The organism is Tamlana flava (assembly GCF_041287255.1).
GTDB classification, from domain to species: Bacteria; Bacteroidota; Bacteroidia; order Flavobacteriales; family Flavobacteriaceae; genus Tamlana; species Tamlana flava.
The window spans coordinates 1-19,381 of the sequence record NZ_JBGGTX010000006.1; the positions used below are offsets into that span (position 1 = coordinate 1).

Genomic DNA, 19,381 nt, shown 5'->3' on the forward strand with positions numbered 1-19,381 from the left:
CATAGCCACAGTTGTCAAGACCGCTCATATCGTCACTGTAGGTCGGTACAAGTGTACCGTCACAGTTGTCCTCTGCTGTTGCCATACCGGCATCGCCCAAGCTACATTCGAAGCTGGTGTCCGCTGGTAAGGTCAATTCAGGTGCAGTGTCATCGTAGATGGTGATCGTTTGAACACCACTTGAAGTGTTGCCCGCACAGTCAGATACTGTCCATGTTCTTAATATGTCACCGTAACCACAGTTGTCAAGACCTGATCTGTCGTCACTGTAGGTCGGTACCAAGGTACCGTCACAGTTGTCCTCTGCCGTTGCCATACCGGCATCGCCCAAGCTACATTCGAAGCTGGTGTCCGCTGGCAAGGTCAATTCCGGTGCAGTGTCATCGTAGATGGTGATCGTTTGAACACCACTTGAAGTGTTGCCCGCACAGTCAGATACGGTCCATGTTCTTAATATGTCGCCGTAGCCACAGTTGTCCAATCCTGAGGTATCATCACTGTAGGTCGGTACCAAGGTACCGTCACAGTTGTCCTCTGCCGTTGCCATACCGGCATCGCCCAAGCTACATTCGAAGCTGGTGTCCGCTGGTAAGGTCAATTCAGGTGCAGTGTCATCGTAGATGGTGATCGTTTGAACACCAGTTGATGTATTACCCGCACAGTCAGATACGGTCCATGTTCTTAATATGTCGCCGTAACCACAGTTGTCCAATCCTGAGGTATCATCACTGTAGGTCGGTACCAAGGTACCGTCACAGTTGTCCTCTGCCGTTGCCATACCGGCATCGCCCAAGCTACATTCGAAGCTGGTGTCCGCTGGTAAGGTCAATTCAGGTGCAGTGGTATCATAGATCGTGATGGTCTGTACGCCTGTAGAGGTGTTGCCCGCACAGTCAGATACTGTCCATGTTCTTAATATGTCACCGTAACCACAGTTGTCAAGACCTGATCTGTCATCACTGTAGGTCGGTACCAAGGTACCGTCACAGTTGTCCTCTGCCGTTGCCATACCGGCATCGCCCAAGCTACATTCGAAGCTGGTGTCCGCTGGTAAGGTCAATTCCGGTGCAGTGTCATCGTAGATGGTGATCGTTTGAACACCACTTGAAGTGTTGCCCGCACAGTCAGATACTGTCCATGTTCTTAATATATCGCCGTAACCACAGTTGTCAAGACCTGAAGTATCGTCACTGTAGGTCGGTACCAAGGTACCGTCACAGTTGTCCTCTGCCGTTGCCATACCGGCATCGCCCAAGCTACATTCGAAGCTGGTGTCCGCTGGTAAGGTCAATTCAGGTGCAGTGTCATCGTAGATGGTGATCGTTTGAACACCAGTTGATGTATTACCCGCACAGTCAGATACTGTCCATGTTCTTAATATGTCACCGTAACCACAGTTGTCAAGACCTGATCTGTCGTCACTGTAGGTCGGTACCAAGGTACCGTCACAGTTGTCCTCTGCCGTTGCCATACCGGCATCGCCCAAGCTACATTCGAAGCTGGTGTCCGCTGGTAAGGTCAATTCCGGTGCAGTGTCATCGTAGATGGTGATCGTTTGAACACCACTTGAAGTGTTGCCCGCACAGTCAGATACGGTCCATGTTCTTAATATGTCACCGTAACCACAGTTGTCAAGACCTGATCTGTCGTCACTGTAGGTCGGTACCAAGGTACCGTCACAGTTGTCCTCTGCAGTGGCCTCTCCGGCATCGCCCAGGCTACATTCGAAGCTGGTGTCAGCTGGTAAGGTAAGTACCGGTGCAGTGTCATCGTAGATGGTGATCGTTTGAACACCAGTTGATGTGTTGCCCGCACAGTCAGATACTGTCCATGTTCTTAAGATGTCGCCGTAGCCACAGTTGTCAAGACCTGAGGTATCGTCACTGTAGGTCGGTACCAAGGTACCGTCACAGTTGTCCTCTGCCGTTGCCATACCGGCATCGCCCAAGCTACATTCGAAGCTGGTGTCCGCTGGTAAGGTCAATTCAGGTGCAGTGTCATCGTAGATGGTGATCGTTTGAACACCAGTTGATGTATTACCCGCACAGTCAGATACGGTCCATGTTCTTAATATGTCGCCGTAACCACAGTTGTCCAATCCTGAGGTATCATCACTGTAGGTCGGTACCAAGGTACCGTCACAGTTGTCCTCTGCTGTTGCCATACCGGCATCGCCCAAGCTACATTCGAAGCTGGTGTCCGCTGGTAAGGTCAATTCAGGTGCAGTGTCATCGTAGATGGTGATCGTTTGAACACCAGTTGATGTATTACCCGCACAGTCAGATACGGTCCATGTTCTTAATATGTCGCCGTAACCACAGTTGTCCAATCCTGAGGTATCATCACTGTAGGTCGGTACAAGTGTACCGTCACAGTTGTCCTCTGCCGTTGCCATACCGGCATCGCCCAAGCTACATTCGAAGCTGGTGTCAGCTGGTAAGGTCAATTCAGGTGCAGTGTTGTCTTCTATAGTAATAATTTGTGAACAAGTCGCCGTTAAACCAACTGCATCTTCTGCTTGCCAGGTTCTAGTAACAGTTCCCAATCCGCACTCGTCCAAATCTTCAACTGTACTCAAAACAGTAACAGTAGGCTCACTACAATTATCAGAAGCAGAAGGTGCATCCCAAACTATTTCAGCCGGACATTCTATTGTTTTATCATCAGCACAATCTATTGTTGGAGGTAAATCATCAACTTCAACAGAAACAACAGCTACATCACTACCTTCACATTCATCTCCATTTATAACGGTATAAGTTACTTCATAGTTTCCTGCTACGCCAGGAGAAGTAAATAAACCAGTTGGGGTAACATACCCATTTGTATCACTCCAAGTTCCTCCTTCTGGACTTGCGGTAAGTTGTACAGAATCCTCATCACAGGCAATGGAAGCATCATTGGCCATTGGATCAGGCAAGGGGTTGACAATTAGTATACCAGTGGCATCTCCATCTTCTGGAGGACATCCAAAAGGACTAGTAACAGCAACCGAATATTCGCCTGCATCACTCAATTGAGCATCAGTAATAGTGATAGTTGGTGTACCTTGTCCTGTAAACAATCCTGGACCCGACCAAACAAAGGTATAGCCCGCTAATATCGGATCGGCAACAACTTTACCTTTCTGCGTTACTGTGGCTGATAACATGGCTTCACCACCTACACAAACCTCATCGCCCGTAACGTCTACCACTGGTGGTAAATCAAATCTTCCTCCTACGAAATCTTTGGAATCCGCTGTTATTTCATCAGAAGATCTTGTTTCTAACATCCATGTTGCTCCACAAATGGCAGATGGATTATTTTGTAAATCAAACACCTCTGTAATATCTATAACACCTTCGTAAAATTCATTCGTGTCATATTCTATTTGTCCTGCTGGAACGATAAAATTTGAAGGTACAGGAACAGGACCTGCATTATTCTGTCCAACTTGGGAATTAATACCAATTTCATATAAAGAATTATTATTGCCTCTATTCCCATTGCCAGGACCTACCCATTTTAGTACAGTAATGGCTGCATTTCGCCCACCACCAGTAAAATCGGCCAAAACCAAAAGGTCACCTATACAGGTATCAGCGTTCAATGGTGTTCCTGGATTACTGGGATCATCTTCACCAAAATTGGTATAATGATCTGGACTAAAATATTTGTCCTTTCCTCCATCAACAGCTGCAGAGCCATTTAACAGGAACCAAAAACCAATATATCCGGTACCATTGTTACTTTCTCTATCTCCCGCAAAAAATAGATACGTGTGTGTTGGGTCATAAGTATTAAATGGTGGATCCGCAGAACACAAAGGAGCCCCAGTAATGCCTGTGTAGACAACTGCAGCTGCATTCATGATATCACTCTTGGCCTGCATAGGGCTGTAGGTCCAATTACTGTAATCTGGTGTTGGAGAAACCTGCCCCCAACTCTTAAAATCTTTACCTCCTGTAAAGATGTCGTCTTGATTACCAGTAAAAACATCGTGTCGCAATTCGAACGAGGTTGCGCCTGTAACCGCAGTGCCATCCCATTCGCCAGAATCCCCATCAATACAAGGCACTCCCACTTGGGCATTTAAGCTAGCACTAACCAATAAAAAAAGCATAACAATGGCCAAACCGGTCATGCTTTTGGCTTGCTTCCTTAATAAACTAAGACGGCATGCAATCAAATTCAAACAGGCAATAGCCTTTGATTTTTTTGTAAAATTGTACATTAACATAACATTTTTAATTAATTAATAAAATACCATGTTAACATAAATAAGATATACAACGAACGCTTAAATGTATGTATGTTTCATACAAATAACCTTGTTGTTAAATTTTGGTAAGACGAGGGCATCTTTCAATTTGCTATTAATCAAAATATGCTCTAAATTCAAATAAGAAGGAAAGTGTAATTAGCAGAAACGAGGGCAATCAAAACTAGAAATTACATGCTCAAAACACAACGTAATTTCTCTACTTTTAGATTATCTGTATTAAAAATTAGACGATTTACTCTATTTTTTTTATTTTCTACTCGACGAATAGATTATCCACATTTTTTAACGATAACAGGTAATTTATTCTAAAAAAGGTCTAAAGCCTCTTATTTGACAGGTATTTTCGAGGTGCTTAAAAACCAAGACGGTGGCCAAAAATTATAGTTTTAATTTTAGCAATCTAAAAACCCCATAGAGCAAGAAGTAGAAACCATGGTGAAAAACCAAAACAACATATTCTCCTCTATCATTCTAGGTTTCAGAAGGTTCTTGTACAATTCAATTAAAAGTGTTTGGTCTAGATTATTTGCAATGTATTCCATAAGTTCGTAAGCCATTTTCAGGCTCTCAAATATTCCATAAAAAGCAAAAATGTTGAGCAAAAGTTATAGGGCTGGCATTACCATAATTTCTGCAATGATTTTGTACATTTGTGTTATTACCCTTAAAAATAAAATTTTATGACTTCCATTCCGAGTGTCAATTTAAACGACTTTCTTTCTGATGATCCTAAACGAAAACAAAATTTTGTTGATGCCATTGGTAAAGCCTATGAGGAAATAGGTTTTGTGGCTTTAAAGGGTCATTTTTTGGATGACAATTTAGTTGACAACCTTTACAGCGAGGTAAAGAATTTTTTCAGTCTTCCTGTTGAAACCAAACAGAAATATGAAATCCCAGGAATTGGAGGTCAGCGTGGTTACGTGTCCTTCGGAAAGGAAAGTGCCAAAGGCAAAAAGGAAGGTGATTTAAAAGAGTTTTGGCATTTTGGCCAATACGTTGAAAATAACGACAAGCTAAAAGCCGAATATCCCGATAACGTTTTGGTTGAAGAACTGCCAAATTTCAATAAAGTTGGAAAAGAAGCCTATAAAATGCTTGAGAAAACAGCAAAATATGTTTTGCGCGCTCTTGCTCTCCATTTAGGACTGGAAGAAACCTATTTTGATGAATATATCCACAACGGAAATTCTATTTTGCGCCCCATCCACTATCCGCCCATTAAGGAAGAACCAAAAGAAGCTGTTCGGGCTGCAGCGCATGGTGATATCAATTTAATCACTTTGCTGATGGGTGCCCAAGGAAGAGGACTTCAAGTTCAAAACCACAAAGGAGAATGGATTGATGCCATTGCAGAACCCGATGAATTGATGATTAATGTTGGTGATATGCTATCTAGGCACACCAATAATAAATTGAAATCCACCATTCACCGTGTGGTCAATCCGCCTAAAGAGTTGTGGGGAACATCACGATATTCCATTCCATTTTTTATGCATCCCATTAGCGACATGAAGCTAAACGTTTTGGAAGGGTGTGTTGACGAGAGCAACCCAAAACAATACGAGGATATTACGGCAGGAGAGTTTTTAAACGAACGATTAATAGAATTAGGACTCATAAAAAAGTAACCCACAAGTCTTAATTTTTTGAACACAGAGCACATGGACTTAAAAGACCAATTGAAAAACTTATTTCCAGAACATGTTGAGGAAGAAACCCCATCTGAAACGAATGACGCTCCTGAGATTTGGATACAAGACGACCCCATAATTTGCAAATATGAAAAGCGAAAAGGAAAGCCAATAACCATTCTTGAAGGGTATAACGGCGCACAAGAAGATTTTAAGATTCTGGCCAAAGAGATAAAAACCAAACTAAGTGTTGGTGGAAGTTTTAAGGACGAAAAAATAATTATTCAAGGGGATTATAGGGATAGAATCATGCAAATACTCAAGGAAAAAGGGTTCAAAGTAAAACGAGTTGGGGGCTAAATCATGGAAAAAAAACCACTTCATATAACCAATGGTAGCGTTTTAACAAACGTTTTAACCGATTTAAAAGTTGAAGGTGACATGTTGACCTGGCAGGAAATGCTTTGTGAAGGCCCAACAATAGAGCATATAAATTCTGAGGAATTTCTTGAAATCCGAAAATCTTTCCTAAATGAATTCTATGAAATAGAATTGAATATAGACGAAATTAAAGAAGAGCTTGATAAACTAAATCACGTTGAAAACTATTCAGAAATTGTGCTCTGGTTTGAATACGATTTGTTTTGCCATATTAACATGGTGGCGGTGATAAGCCTGCTTCATCAGAAAAAAATAAACCTTCCACTTTATTTGGTGTCCAGTGGACGAGGCGAAGGAAGTAAAGGACTAAAAGGGCTTTCTGAGCTTTCTACACAGCAACTTATAAAGCATTACAAAAAGAAAGTTCGCCTAACTGATGAAGATATTGAAATAGCCACTACGGTTTGGGGCATCTATTGTGGTGTTGACCATAATTTACTAAAGCCCTTTATTGTGAAAGCATCTTCTTTCGACTATTTGAGCAATTGCCTGAAAGCGCATCTAGAGCGATTTCCAAATTCAATTGACGGCTTAAATGTCATGGAAAGAAATATTTTGGAAATCATCAATAATTACGGCATAACATCAAAAAACCATTTATTAGGCTATGCCCTGAATTATCAGGGATACTATGGATATGGCGATTTGCAACTTTCCCGAATTATTGATTATCTGGAAGTATTTTATACGGTTGAAGAGGATGGATTAAAACTAAACAGAAAAGGTCATGAGGCACTTTTACGGAGCCATAATTTTTCTAGAGACATTGATAGCAATATGGTTTTTGGCGGTGTTAAAAAGTCTGATTTCTTTTTCAGCGTAGAGAAAAATAAACTCATAAAGTCTGTTATAAATGCCGATTAAGGATTCTGAGCTTATTTTAAATGCCGATGGCAGTATTTACCATTTGAATTTAAAGCCCGAGAACATTGCCAATACTGTCATTCTTGTTGGCGATCAGGATAGGGTTGAAAAAGTGACTAAACATTTTGAAACCATTGATTTTGAAACTCAAAAACGTGAGTTTAAAACCCAGACCGGAATTTATAAAGGAAAACGCCTAAGTGTGATTTCAACAGGCATTGGCCCGGATAATATTGATATTGTTTTAAATGAATTGGACGCTTTATTGAATATAGATTTTAAAACCAAAGAAATTAAAAACCAGCTTAAAAGTTTAAACATTGTTCGAATAGGAACTTCCGGTTCATTGCAAAAAAACATTCCTGTAGATTCTTTTTTATCAAGTAGTTATGGCCTAGATATTAATGGAATGCTTCATTCTTATAAAATAGAATCCATTACGAATCCAGATATTGAAAGCGCATTCATAAACCATACCAATTGGAGTAAGGATAAGGCTAGACCAATTGTTGTTAAAGCTAGCGAAAAACTGCTCGAGGTTTTTAGAGGCAGTCAAATGTTTGAGGGCCTCACTGCAACCGCAGGAGGGTTTTATGGTCCACAAGGCAGGGTTCTTCGTCTGCCAATTCAAGACGAAAATCTGAACTCTATAATGGGTTCTTTCAATTTTAAAGGTACCCAAATTACAAACTTTGAAATGGAAACATCTGCCATATACGGCTTGTCAGAGTTGCTTGGGTATCATGCAGTTTCATTAAATGCAATCATAGCCAACAGGGCAAATGGAACATTTAGTAAAAACACATCTAAAGTCATAGACGATTTAATTGTTTATGCTTTACATAAAATAGTGGAAAAAATTACAGATTAATGAAGAAAGTGAAAATAGGTGGTGTGCCGGAACATTTTAATTTGCCGTGGTACTTAACGTTAAAGGATGGCGAATATAAAGACAAGGGTATCAATCTAAGGTGGATTGATTATCCGGATGGGACCGGCGCCATGTGCCATGGACTAAGAAATGGTGATATTGATATGGCCGTTATTTTAACAGAAGGCATTATTAAAGACATTATTGCTGGTAATCCTAGTAAAATTGTACAAACATTTGTTGAGTCGCCTTTGGTTTGGGGCATTCATGTTGCACACAAATCAAGTTACAAAGCCATTGAAGATTTGAAGGGCACCAAAGCCGCCATTAGCCGATATGGCTCGGGGTCACATTTAATGGCCTATGTAAATGCGAAGAACAATAATTGGGATTTAGAAAAAGACTTGGATTTTGAAGTCATTAAAGATTTGGAGGGTGCCGTCGAAGGCTTAACCAATGGTGCTGCAGATTATTTTCTTTGGGAAAAATTTACAACCAAGCCATTGGTTGACAAAGGTGTTTTTAGAAGTATTGGCAATTGCCCTACTCCATGGCCATGTTTTGTAATAGCCGTACGTGAGGATTTTATTCAATCAAACAAAGATGATTTAAAAACTATTCTGGAAATCATCAATAACACAACTACCGATTTTAAAAACATACCTAGCATAGACAAAACCATTGCCAACAGATATGAGCAAAAGCTTGAAGACGTTCAGGAATGGCTCACAATTACAGAATGGTCACAAGAGTTAATTGATGAAGAAACCATCAATACAGTGCAAAATCAATTATTTGCGTTAAACATTATTCCAGAAATTGTTGCTTATAAACGATTGACTCACAAATTATAATGCAAAGTCTTTAAATTCTGGACATCCTCTAAACTATTGTTAAAATTTAACGTTTAAGTCTGGTATTGCTTATTTTTACCAAAAATCAATATAGAAAAATGAAGAAGCTTCTTATAGTTGCCTGTGCAGTGGCACTAATGAACTGCAATGAAAATCCAAAATCCGGTTACGCCATCATATCAGGTAAAATCAGCAACAAAATCCCTAATGAGCTTTCTATCAATAGCTACGACCAAAGCTTCAAGGAAGTTCTTGCTGTTTCTGCTGACGGAACTTTTTCAGATACTTTGAGTACAAATAGAAGCAACTACGTACTTTTCGATGGTAAGAACCCTGTATTTTTGTATGTGGAACCAGGTTTTGATTTGAATATAAATTATAACGCCCAGGACTTTGCCAACACACTTAATATTACAGGAAACGGCGCTGAAATAAGCAATTACCTTTCTGAAAAAAGAAAAGAGGAACAAGAGCTACTAGGAAACTTGAGAACTATTTATGCACTTGATGAAGCTGAATATTTAGACAAGCTCAATTCTTTTAAAGCTAAGCAAGAATCATTGTTGCACAATGCCAATAATATCCCTGAAAATTTTATTAAAAAAGAGGAAAGAAATATCCATTACAACTATTTAAGGATGCTTGGTGTTTATGAAATGGCACACATACAGTTGGCACAAGATGCAAACTTTAGGGTCTCAGAAGATTTTCTAAAAGAGTTGAATGAAATAGATTATTCAAATGAAGAGGATTTTGAATTTTCCCATCATTATAAGGCCTTGGTTTCAGAATATTATAAAAAGAAAGCGGACAACCTCTCAAAAACGGAAGGTATGCCTTTTGATTTAGCCCTTTTGAAAACCCTTGGTGAGATTCCAAATAAAGCTATAAAAAATGGTCTTTTGTTTGATTTCGCTAATTTCCATTTGGTTAAAAGTGAAAATGTAAAAGAGTTTTACAAACTGTATTCTGAATATTCTACTGATGAGGAAAACAACAAATTAATCGCCGATAAATACAAAAAACTAACCGCTATAGAAATTGGGAAAGCTTCGCCAAAATTTGTTGATTATAAAAATCATAAAGGTGGCACAACTTCACTGGACGACCTTAGGGGAAAATATGTTTATATTGATGTTTGGGCAACATGGTGCGGCCCTTGTGTTAGGGAAATACCTGCTTTAAAGAAAGTTGAAGCCCAATTCCATGACAATAACATTGAGTTCGTTAGTATTTCAATTGATAAGGCCTCAGATTTTACAAAATGGCAAAACATGGTTGCTGAAAGAGAACTTCAGGGTATCCAGCTATTTGCAGATAACGATTGGAACTCTTCTTTTGTTAAAGACTATGGCATAAATGGTATTCCACGATTCATTCTTTTGGATCCGAATGGGAACATTGTAAATCCAGATGCGCCAAGACCTTCAGACCCTAATCTTGTGAAGGTTTTAAGCGAATTGGGCGTTTAAAATATTGACATGGCCTGGTTTTTTTATCTAAACTGAAGCTTTCGTTACCTTTTTTTAAAAATTGAGGTTTTGTTTCGCCAAAACCATTCTAGTTTATAATATTAATGATAATTCATTTTTATCTTGTTTTGACTTAAAATAATGCAGCCAAAATAAAATATAATTTGTTTTTCATTAATTGCAAAGGTTAAAATTTTGTCAGAATAATTCAGTTTTATTTATATTTGAGAACCTAAAAAAATTGTAATGCTAAAAAATTATTTTAAAGAAAGCCTGTGTGCGGTTATGTGCATGCTTTTCGTTTCCGTTGGTTTCTCGCAAACCCAAAAGGAACTTAAAAAAATCACCCAAGATTATAATTCCGAAAAATTAGAAAAGCTTCAAACTAGATTTGAAACCACTTTCAAAGCTAAGTATAATGCGGCAATCAGATTGGCAAACCAAAATGGTTGGCCAATTAGCTTCAAAGAAAACGCTACAGCTTACAGATTAAAGGAAGTTGTAAAAGGAAAGCCTATTTATTGGAAAACAGATAATGCCAATGCTGCCATATCAACTCGAACAAACTTTTTGCATACTGGAGGCAGTTTAGGTTTAGATTTGGAAGGCCAAAATATGACCGTTCATATTTGGGAGGTTGAAGGTGTTGGACTTGTAGAACATAATGAATATGATGGAATTGGGGGCGAAAACAGGTTGTCTATTGGAGATGATGAAACTGCATTAAGCGACCATGCTGCCCACGTTACCGGTACAATAATTGCTTCTGGTTTACAGGCAGCTGCCAAAGGAATGGCACCTCAAGCATACGCCATAAATTACAATGTAATTAATGATTTGGGAGAAGCCACTACCGCGGCAAACATTGGAATGCTGCTCTCTAACCATTCCTATGGTGTCGACCCTCAAAACTTAACTGGAGACCTTAGTTTTTATATAGGTGCCTATACCCAAGATTCTAGGGATTGGGATGAATTAATGTATAATGCACCTTATTATTTACAAGTTACGTCCGCAGGTAATTCAGGAGACGATAATACCTCAAATACTTCTCCACTTGGAGGAAATGCCAATTTTGATAAATTAACTTATAATGCTACTTCCAAAAACAATTTGGTTGTTGCCAATGGAGAGGACGCTTCCATAGATGATGATGGCTCATTAATCAGCGTTATTCGGAATTCAAGTAGCTCTGAAGGCCCAACGGATGACTTTAGGGTTAAACCAGATATTATGGGTAACGGAACGGCTCTTTATTCTTCATTTAGTAGAAGACCTTTTTCATACGGTACGACTACTGGAACATCCATGTCCTCCCCAAATGTATGTGGTTCTTTACTATTGTTACAACAGCATTACCACAACGTCAACAATAAATATATGAAGGCCGCAACCTTGAAAGGTCTTGCTTTGCATACAGCAGATGATACCGAAATGACAGGACCAGATGCGACAACAGGATGGGGCTTGCTTAATGCCAAAGCAGCTGTGGAGACCATTTCTGAAAATGGTTTTTCATCTTGGGTTTCTGAAGAAGTCTTAGAGAATGGGGAAACATTTACATTAGAAGTTGAATCTGATGGAACCAGTCCATTATTGGCATCCATTTCTTGGACGGATATGCCAGGTGAAGCAATCACAAATACTGGAATTCCAAATGACGGAACGCCAGTTTTGGTAAACGATTTGGATATAAGAATTAGCCAATCAGGAACTGCTTATAGACCTTGGAAACTAACAGGGGTTGATTCAAATACCCAAGCAGATAATATTGTTGATCCCTTTGAGCGAATTGATGTTGTAGGTGCTTCTGGAACATATACCATCAGGGTTACACACAAAGGAACACTTGTAGGTGGTTCCCAGAATTTTTCCTTGATTATTACAGGTTTGTCCTCAAACTTTACATTTAACACCCAAGAATCAGCGCAAGCAATATGCTCTCCAAATGAGGCAACTTATAGCTTTGATTATTTGCAAACTGGTGGAGGTACTACTAATTTCTCATTGAGCAATGTTCCAGCTAACGCTACGGCAAATATAACGCCAACTTCTTTGAATGCTGATGGAAGTTTTGATGTTACTTTTGGTAATCTATCGAATGTACCTGCCAATACTTATCTTATCGATGTCATTGGTGATGATGGCAATGAAACCGAAACCAGATCAATCGAATTAAGGGTGTTGCATTCTGATTTTTCGCCGTACCCAATGATTTTGTCCTATCCAGTAAATGGTAGCGCTACATTGCCTTCATCATTATCCTTGGAATGGCAAGAGAATTTAAATGCAGAAAATTATTTGGTTGAAGTGTCTACAAGTCCGTCATTTTCATCAATCGAATTTTCAGGCACCGTAAGTAATTTAAAATTTGATCTGTCTGGGCTTGTTGGACAAACCGTTTATTATTGGAGGGTTAAACCAAGTAATAGCTGTGGTAATGGCACTTATTCAGAAATATTTAGTTTTCAAGTTGGGACGATTGATTGCGGCAATAATGTGTTTAGCGCCACGGATTTTTCAGATGCCAATATCCTAACAACACCAAACGATGCGGCTTCTGTGCCTGTGACTGTGGATACAGGAGGATTGACTGTTAATTCCATTGAAACGAGCTTTGAAATCAACCATACTTGGGTGAACGATATTTCCATTGCTTTAGAAGGCCCAATCAGCATAGGTAATGCCAATGTGTTGCTTTTTGATAGTTCATGCGACACTGATACGGGAGGTGACACCACTAATCCTGGAGATGGTGATGATTTTAACGTTACTTTCTCAGATAATGGCGCAGCTTTATATTGCGATGATGCTGCAATTCCAAGTATCAGTGGTACGGTTTTGCCTCTGGAAAGTCTATCGTCCTTTAGCGGAGTGGCTGCGGATGGTGTTTGGACACTTAGAGTTTTTGATCCTAATAATAATGACGGTGGAGATATTATAGCATTTAGTGTTGATATATGTGTTGTAGAGGCTGTAAATTCTATTCCTAATTTTGAAAATAATGGGTTTAATGCACCATTAAATAGCACATACACCTTTTTGAGCTCAGACATTGAAGCAACATCTACAAGTGAGACCGCTTTACAACAAATATATACTGTAGTGACATTACCAAACGGAGGCACACTTGAAAAGGAAGCTATTGTTTTATCGGTTGGAGATACCTTTACACAAGATGATGTAAATACAGGGAAATTAGCCTATAAAAACAGCAACACAGTTGCTTATGCCGATAGTTTTAAAGTCGACATAAAGAACGGTGCAAACGGATGGTTACCTAACCAAGTTGTCAATTTGAATAGTACTTTAAGCACAAACGAGTTTGAATTGGCCAATGTTTCCATTTGGCCAAATCCAACAAATAGAGATATCAATATTAAACTGGATAATTTATTAACTAATAATAAGGTTTCCGTTAATCTTTATGATATCCAAGGAAGGTTAATCAATAGCTTTGAATACAAAGTAAACTCCAAAGTTCTTTACAAAACCATTGAATTGGACGATATCCAAAATGGCTTATACCTAGTTGAAATAAGACAGGACAATTTAAAAGCCACAAAACGAATTATTATTAATCACTAATAAAAGAATACTAAAAATTAAAAGCCACAAATTGCGGCTTTTTTTATTTACCATCAGCTTGTTCTTCCTCTTGCTGTGGTGGCTCGGGTTGTTTAAACAAATCTAAATAAGCCTCGCCCAAATATTCAATAATATGGCTTGCAATCAAACTTTGATAACCAATGTCTTCAACAGCAATATCGGCCGACTTTCCGTGCAAATAAACACCAAAAATAGCTGCAGCCAAAGGATGATAGCCTTGTGATATCAATCCGGTTATAATACCCGTTAACACATCGCCACTACCCGCTGTGGCCATTCCCGGATTTCCTGTGGTATTTACATAAAGTTTTTCTTCAAAAACCACAATGGTGTGTGCTCCTTTGATAACTACAATAACATGGTGTTTTTTTGAAAATGCTTTTACCTTTTTAAGTTTATCAAAATCGTCTTTCCATTTACCAATCAGACGTTCCAATTCATTTGGATGGGGTGTTAAAACGGTTGGGGGTTCAGGTAATAATTTTAAAAACGCTTTGTTTTTGGATAATATGTTTAACCCGTCTGCATCCATAACCAAAGGTGCATTATTGAATTTTAGGAAACCTTCTAAGGCTTTTGTTGTTTCAGGATTAGTCCCCAAGCCAATTCCCAGCCCAACAACAGTGGGTTCAAAATCCAGTTTTATTGATGTTATTTTTTCTTCATCGGTATCCGTTAAAATCATGGCCTCTGGAAAAGACGTTTGCAAAGGCACATAACCACATTTAGGAATATAGGCAGAAACCAATCCTGCTCCCGATGATAACGCTGCCCTGCTTGCTAAATTCACTGAGCCAATTTTCCCATAACTGCCACCAATAATTAATACATGACCGTAAGTTCCTTTATGGGCGTATTTTTCTCTTGGAATATAATTTGGTAGAACTTCAAGTTTTCCAATAAGTTCAGATTCTGTTTCCGTGGTTTGCAAAAATTCCTGATCTAATCCAATATCCAAAACTTCCCATTGCACCGTGTATTTTGCCGTTTCGGGTAAAAAGAAGACTAACTTTGGCGAAGCAAAACTCAAAGTAAATCCAGCCCAAACCACCGCGTTTTCATCTTCCACAGCCTTATCCGTGTACAGTCCAGAAGGGATGTCAATTGAAAGTGTAAAAGCTTTCGTTTCTCTGAAATGCACAAACAAAGCTTTTACCCAATCGTCAACGGGTCGATTTAAGCCAATACCAAAAACGCCGTCAACAATAATGTCCTCTGGCTGAATTACTGGAAATTCGTCCTCATCCTTCAATAAAGTTGGCCAATGCTTGGTAACATTTTTTATTCTATCATAATTAATTAAAAAATCCTTGGAGCGCTTGTCACTATAATTTACCACATAGGTTTTCACATTGTAACCATGCGTAATGAGGTGTCTTGCAATGACCAATCCGTCTCCACCATTATTACCAATGCCACAAAAAACATGAACAGGCACTTGGGCACCTTGCATTCGCATATGCATCCAATTGAAAATTTGCGTTCCGGCACGCTCCATTAAATCTGTCGACGAAATATTTTGTCTTTCAGTGGTAAGTTTGTCGCCTTCGTATACTTGTTCTTTGGAAAAAATCTTCATTTTAATCGATTATAGATTTTTCAGTTCTTATTGGGGTTTGCCGTTTATTTTCTACAAAAGATGCCTCAATATAAGAATACTGCAAAAAAAATATTTTAGTTTTTTTATTAGCTTAAAAGTAATACTTTTGAGGTGTATTATTCACTACAATGAGTTATTTAAGCCAAAATATTGCAACTGTTGTTTCTGTTACTCCTAAAGGAGCTGCATCTTTTTTTGGTACAATCACAAATATTACAACCCCTTGGGGTTGCTAATTATATACTCTTCAGGCTATCTTTGTAATTTTAAGAATTACAATATTTCAAGTATTTTTTCAATTATTCAACATATTAAAACATGAAAGTTTTAAAATTTGGAGGAACTTCAGTAGGTTCTTCAAAAAACATAAATAACGTCATCAACATTTTAGAAAATTATGGTAAAAGCGGCAATATAGCTTGTGTTGTTTCTGCCGTTGGTGGGATTACCGACAAACTGCTTTTGGCCGGAAAACAGGCTCAAAAGAAAGATGATGCTTTTATTGATACGTTTAATTTGATAAAAGACATCCATTTTAATATTATAAAAGAATTAAATCCTGGTAAATACGAAGCTATCATCAATTATACTATTGAAAAGCTTAATGCATTAAAAAGTTTATTGGACGGTATTTATCTGATTAACGAATTGTCGCCCAAAACATCTGATAAATTGGTGAGTTTTGGCGAGATTCTTTCATCGTTCATTATCGCAGAAACTATGAAAAATAGAGGCTTATCTGCGAACAGAAAAAATTCTCAAGAATTAATTACCACAAATTCAAACTTCACTAAAGCGGAAGTTGACTATAAAATCACAAACAAAAATATTCAAGAGTATTTTAAATCTGCTTCTGAAAAGATAATCATACTCCCAGGGTTTATTTCTAAATCAAAATCAGGGGAACAAACTACCTTAGGCCGCGGTGGTTCAGACTTTACAGCAGCCATTGTTGCCGCAGCATTAAACGTTGAGCAACTTGAAATCTGGACAGATGTAAGTGGTATGTTTACTACCAATCCGAAAATGGTGAAACAGGCCTACCCTATTGAGAAAATATCTTATCAAGAGGCGATGGAACTTTCGCATTTTGGTGCCAAGGTTTTATATCCACCAACTGTACAACCTGTATTGAGTTTGGGTATCCCCATCCATATTAAAAATACTTTGGAGCCTGAGGCTGTTGGCACCATCATTTCTAACGATCCTGTTAATACAAACGGACCTGTTAAAGGCATAAGTAACATCAACAATATTGCTTTACTTACTTTACAAGGAAGTGGTATGGTTGGCATTCCTGGTTTTTCTAAGCGTTTGTTTGAAACCTTGTCACAGGAAAAAATCAATGTTATTCTAATTACCCAGGCTTCTTCAGAACACTCCATTTGTCTTGGTATAGAAGCGAAAGATGCCGAATTGGCCAAAAGCTCTATTGACGCTGTTTTTGAAAATGAAATTGCATTAGGCAAAATCGACCCCATTATTGTTGAAACAGGATTGTCTATAATTGCGTTGGTTGGTGATAATATGAAAAACCATCAAGGCATAAGTGGCAAAATGTTCAGTAGTTTAGGAAAAAACAACATTAATATTAGAGCGATTGCCCAAGGTGCTTCTGAAAAGAATATTTCTGCAGTTATTTTAGAAAGTGATGTAAAAAAAGCGCTAAACACATTACACGAGCAATTTTTTGAGTCAAAAACCAAACAGTTGAACGTTTTTATTACAGGAGTTGGAAATGTTGGTGAGCGTTTGGTTGAACAGATAAAACAACAAAGAAAGTACTTAAAGGAAAACTTAAAAATAAACTTGCGCGTTATTGGGTTGTCAAATTCCAGAAAAATGGTTTTCAATGAAGATGGCATCGATTTAAAAACTTGGAAAGAACAACTCGAAAATGGTGAAAAAGCTACTTTGCAGGGTTTCTTCGATAGAACAAAATCCTTGAATTTACGAAACAGTATTTTTGTTGATGTAACCGCAAATAAAGATGTAGCTGATTTATATGCCCAATATCTAAAAGAAAGCATCGGCATTGTTGCTTGTAACAAGATTGCATGCTCAAGTGATTTTGACAATTATAAATTGCTAAAGCGTTTATCGTTGGAATATAATGCGCCTCTTTTATTTGAAACTAATGTTGGCGCAGGTTTGCCTATTATTGATACGCTTAATAATTTAATAGCCTCTGGAGATAAGGTGACGTCTATTCAAGCAGTATTGTCGGGTAGTTTAAATTTTGTTTTCAACAATTTTAATAATCAGACAAAATTTTATGATGTTGTGAAACAAGCAGGAGTTGAAGGCTATACTGAGCCTGACCCAAGAATTGATTTGAGCGGTGTTGATGTGGCCAGAAAGATTTTAATTCTCGCCAGGGAAAGTGGAACACAAATGGATTTGGAGGATATTGAAAACACATCTTTCCTATCTGAAGCCGGCTTAAAAAGTGACACAGTTGATGATTTTTATAAAACGTTGATTGCCGATGAAGCGCACTATCAGAGCTTATATACTTCTGCAAAAACAAAGAATTGTCAATTAAAGTATGTTGCCCAATTCAATAACGGTAAAGCAAGTGTAGGTTTACAGGAAATCCCAGAGGGACATCCATTTTACAATCTTCAGGGGAGTGACAATATCGTGATGTTTTACACCCACCGTTACGTCAACCAACCCATGATTATTAAAGGTGCAGGTGCTGGAGCAGACGTTACGGCATCAGGTCTGTTTGCTGATATCATTAGATTAGGAAATGATTAAAAACTTAATTGATGACTTTGCTTAAAAGAAGTTCCAGCTACTGTTCGAGTGCCGCCGAGAACTATTTAATAGATAAAATGAACGAAATAAAAATATTTTCACCAGCTACGGTAGCCAATGTGGCTTGTGGTTTTGATGTTTTAGGATTTTGCCTGGACAGTGTTGGTGACGACATGGTTATACGCAAAATTGATAAAAAGGGAATCCATATCACTCATATTGAAGGTTTCGATTTACCTTATGAAGCTGAAAAAAATGTCGCAGGTGTTTCGGCTCTTGCGATGTACAATGCGATTGATGTCGATTTTGGTTTTGAAATAGAAATTTACAAAAGAATTAAACCAGGAAGTGGAATTGGAAGTAGTGCGGCAAGTGCTGTAGGCAGTGTTTTTGGGATGAATGAATTATTGGGAAGACCTTTCAATAAAACCCAACTGACAGAATTTGCCATAAAAGGGGAGGCTTTAGCTAGTAAATGTGAGCATGCCGACAACCTCGCTCCTGCTCTTTTTGGTGGATTTACATTGGTAAAAAGTGTTGCACCTCTAAAGGTTTTGGAAATTCCTTGTCCAAATGATTTGTATACCACTATTATTCATCCTCAAATTGAAATAAAAACATCTGAGGCTAGAGCTGTTTTGCCAAAGGAAGTCCCTCTCGCCGATGCTATTACGCAATGGTCTAATTTAGGAAGCTTGGTTCATGGCTTGCATACAAGTGATTATGATTTGATAAAAGATTCCCTTAAGGATGTAATTATTGAACCTCACAGAAGCAAGCTCATCCCTTTTTATAATGAGGTTAAAAGTGAAGCCTTAAAAGCAGGGGCTTTAGGAGCAAGTATTTCTGGTTCAGGACCTTCAATTTTTTCTTTAAGCAAAGGATTTGAAACTGCTAAAAACGTGAAAGATGCGATTGAATATATATATGAAAAATCTGCAATTGATTTTGATATACATGTTTCCAAAATAAACACTAAAGGCATAAAAATAATCGACTAAACAAA

The 19,381-nt window shown here is 38.4% G+C and carries 12 protein-coding genes; 9 read left to right on the plus strand and 3 right to left on the minus strand.

All coding sequences use genetic code 11. From position 1 onward, the window contains the following. On the minus strand, positions 1-4,216 hold a 4,216-nt coding region (locus ACB104_RS15080), incomplete at its 3' end, for an HYR-like domain-containing protein (RefSeq protein ID WP_370480052.1). 443 nt (positions 4,217-4,659) lie between these two features. Next, entirely contained in the window at positions 4,660-4,824 is a 165-nt protein-coding gene (locus tag ACB104_RS15085) for a hypothetical protein (protein ID WP_370480053.1), read from the minus strand. Positions 4,825-4,947: 123 nt separating this feature from the next. On the opposite strand from ACB104_RS15085, the gene ACB104_RS15090 reads away from it, so the two are divergent. From ACB104_RS15090 to ACB104_RS15120, 7 genes are all read left to right on the plus strand, one after another. After that, on the plus strand, positions 4,948-5,898 hold the full coding sequence (locus ACB104_RS15090) for an isopenicillin N synthase family dioxygenase (protein ID WP_370480055.1): 951 nt from the start codon (positions 4,948-4,950) through the stop codon (positions 5,896-5,898). A 33-nt stretch (positions 5,899-5,931) separates the two neighbouring features. Then, positions 5,932-6,261 (plus strand): translation initiation factor, encoded by a 330-nt coding sequence (locus ACB104_RS15095; RefSeq protein WP_370480056.1) that lies wholly within the window; start codon positions 5,932-5,934, stop codon positions 6,259-6,261. A gap of 3 nt (positions 6,262-6,264) precedes the next feature. Beyond that, positions 6,265-7,206, plus strand: coding sequence for a DUF1835 domain-containing protein (locus tag ACB104_RS15100; protein ID WP_370480058.1), 942 nt, complete (start codon positions 6,265-6,267; stop codon positions 7,204-7,206). Next, positions 7,196-8,077, plus strand: coding sequence for a nucleoside phosphorylase (locus ACB104_RS15105; RefSeq protein WP_370480059.1), 882 nt, complete (start codon positions 7,196-7,198; stop codon positions 8,075-8,077). The genes ACB104_RS15100 and ACB104_RS15105 overlap by 11 nt, the downstream gene beginning before the upstream one ends. Next, positions 8,077-8,931 (plus strand): substrate-binding domain-containing protein, encoded by an 855-nt coding sequence (locus tag ACB104_RS15110; RefSeq protein WP_370480061.1) that lies wholly within the window; start codon positions 8,077-8,079, stop codon positions 8,929-8,931. Before ACB104_RS15105 ends, ACB104_RS15110 begins: the two co-directional genes overlap by 1 nt. A gap of 98 nt (positions 8,932-9,029) precedes the next feature. Beyond that, positions 9,030-10,403, plus strand: a complete 1,374-nt coding sequence (locus ACB104_RS15115) for a TlpA family protein disulfide reductase (RefSeq protein ID WP_370480062.1) — start codon at positions 9,030-9,032, stop codon at positions 10,401-10,403. Positions 10,404-10,649: 246 nt separating this feature from the next. Then, positions 10,650-13,991 (plus strand): S8 family serine peptidase, encoded by a 3,342-nt coding sequence (locus ACB104_RS15120; RefSeq protein WP_370480064.1) that lies wholly within the window; start codon positions 10,650-10,652, stop codon positions 13,989-13,991. Between the two features lie 43 nt (positions 13,992-14,034). On the opposite strand, the gene ACB104_RS15125 is transcribed toward ACB104_RS15120, so the two are convergent. Next, complete coding sequence (locus ACB104_RS15125; RefSeq protein WP_370480065.1) at positions 14,035-15,591, minus strand: NAD(P)H-hydrate dehydratase; 1,557 nt, start codon at positions 15,589-15,591, stop codon at positions 14,035-14,037. A gap of 339 nt (positions 15,592-15,930) precedes the next feature. Here ACB104_RS15125 and thrA point away from each other — a divergent pair, with 339 nt between their 5' ends. Next, positions 15,931-18,375: a bifunctional aspartate kinase/homoserine dehydrogenase I gene (thrA, locus tag ACB104_RS15130; protein WP_370480067.1), complete on the plus strand. Its 2,445-nt coding sequence runs from the start codon at positions 15,931-15,933 to the stop codon at positions 18,373-18,375. A 77-nt stretch (positions 18,376-18,452) separates the two neighbouring features. Further along, a complete protein-coding gene (locus ACB104_RS15135) occupies positions 18,453-19,376 on the plus strand; it encodes a homoserine kinase (RefSeq protein ID WP_370480188.1) in 924 nt (307 codons plus the stop codon). The last annotated feature ends 5 nt before the right edge of the window (positions 19,377-19,381 follow it).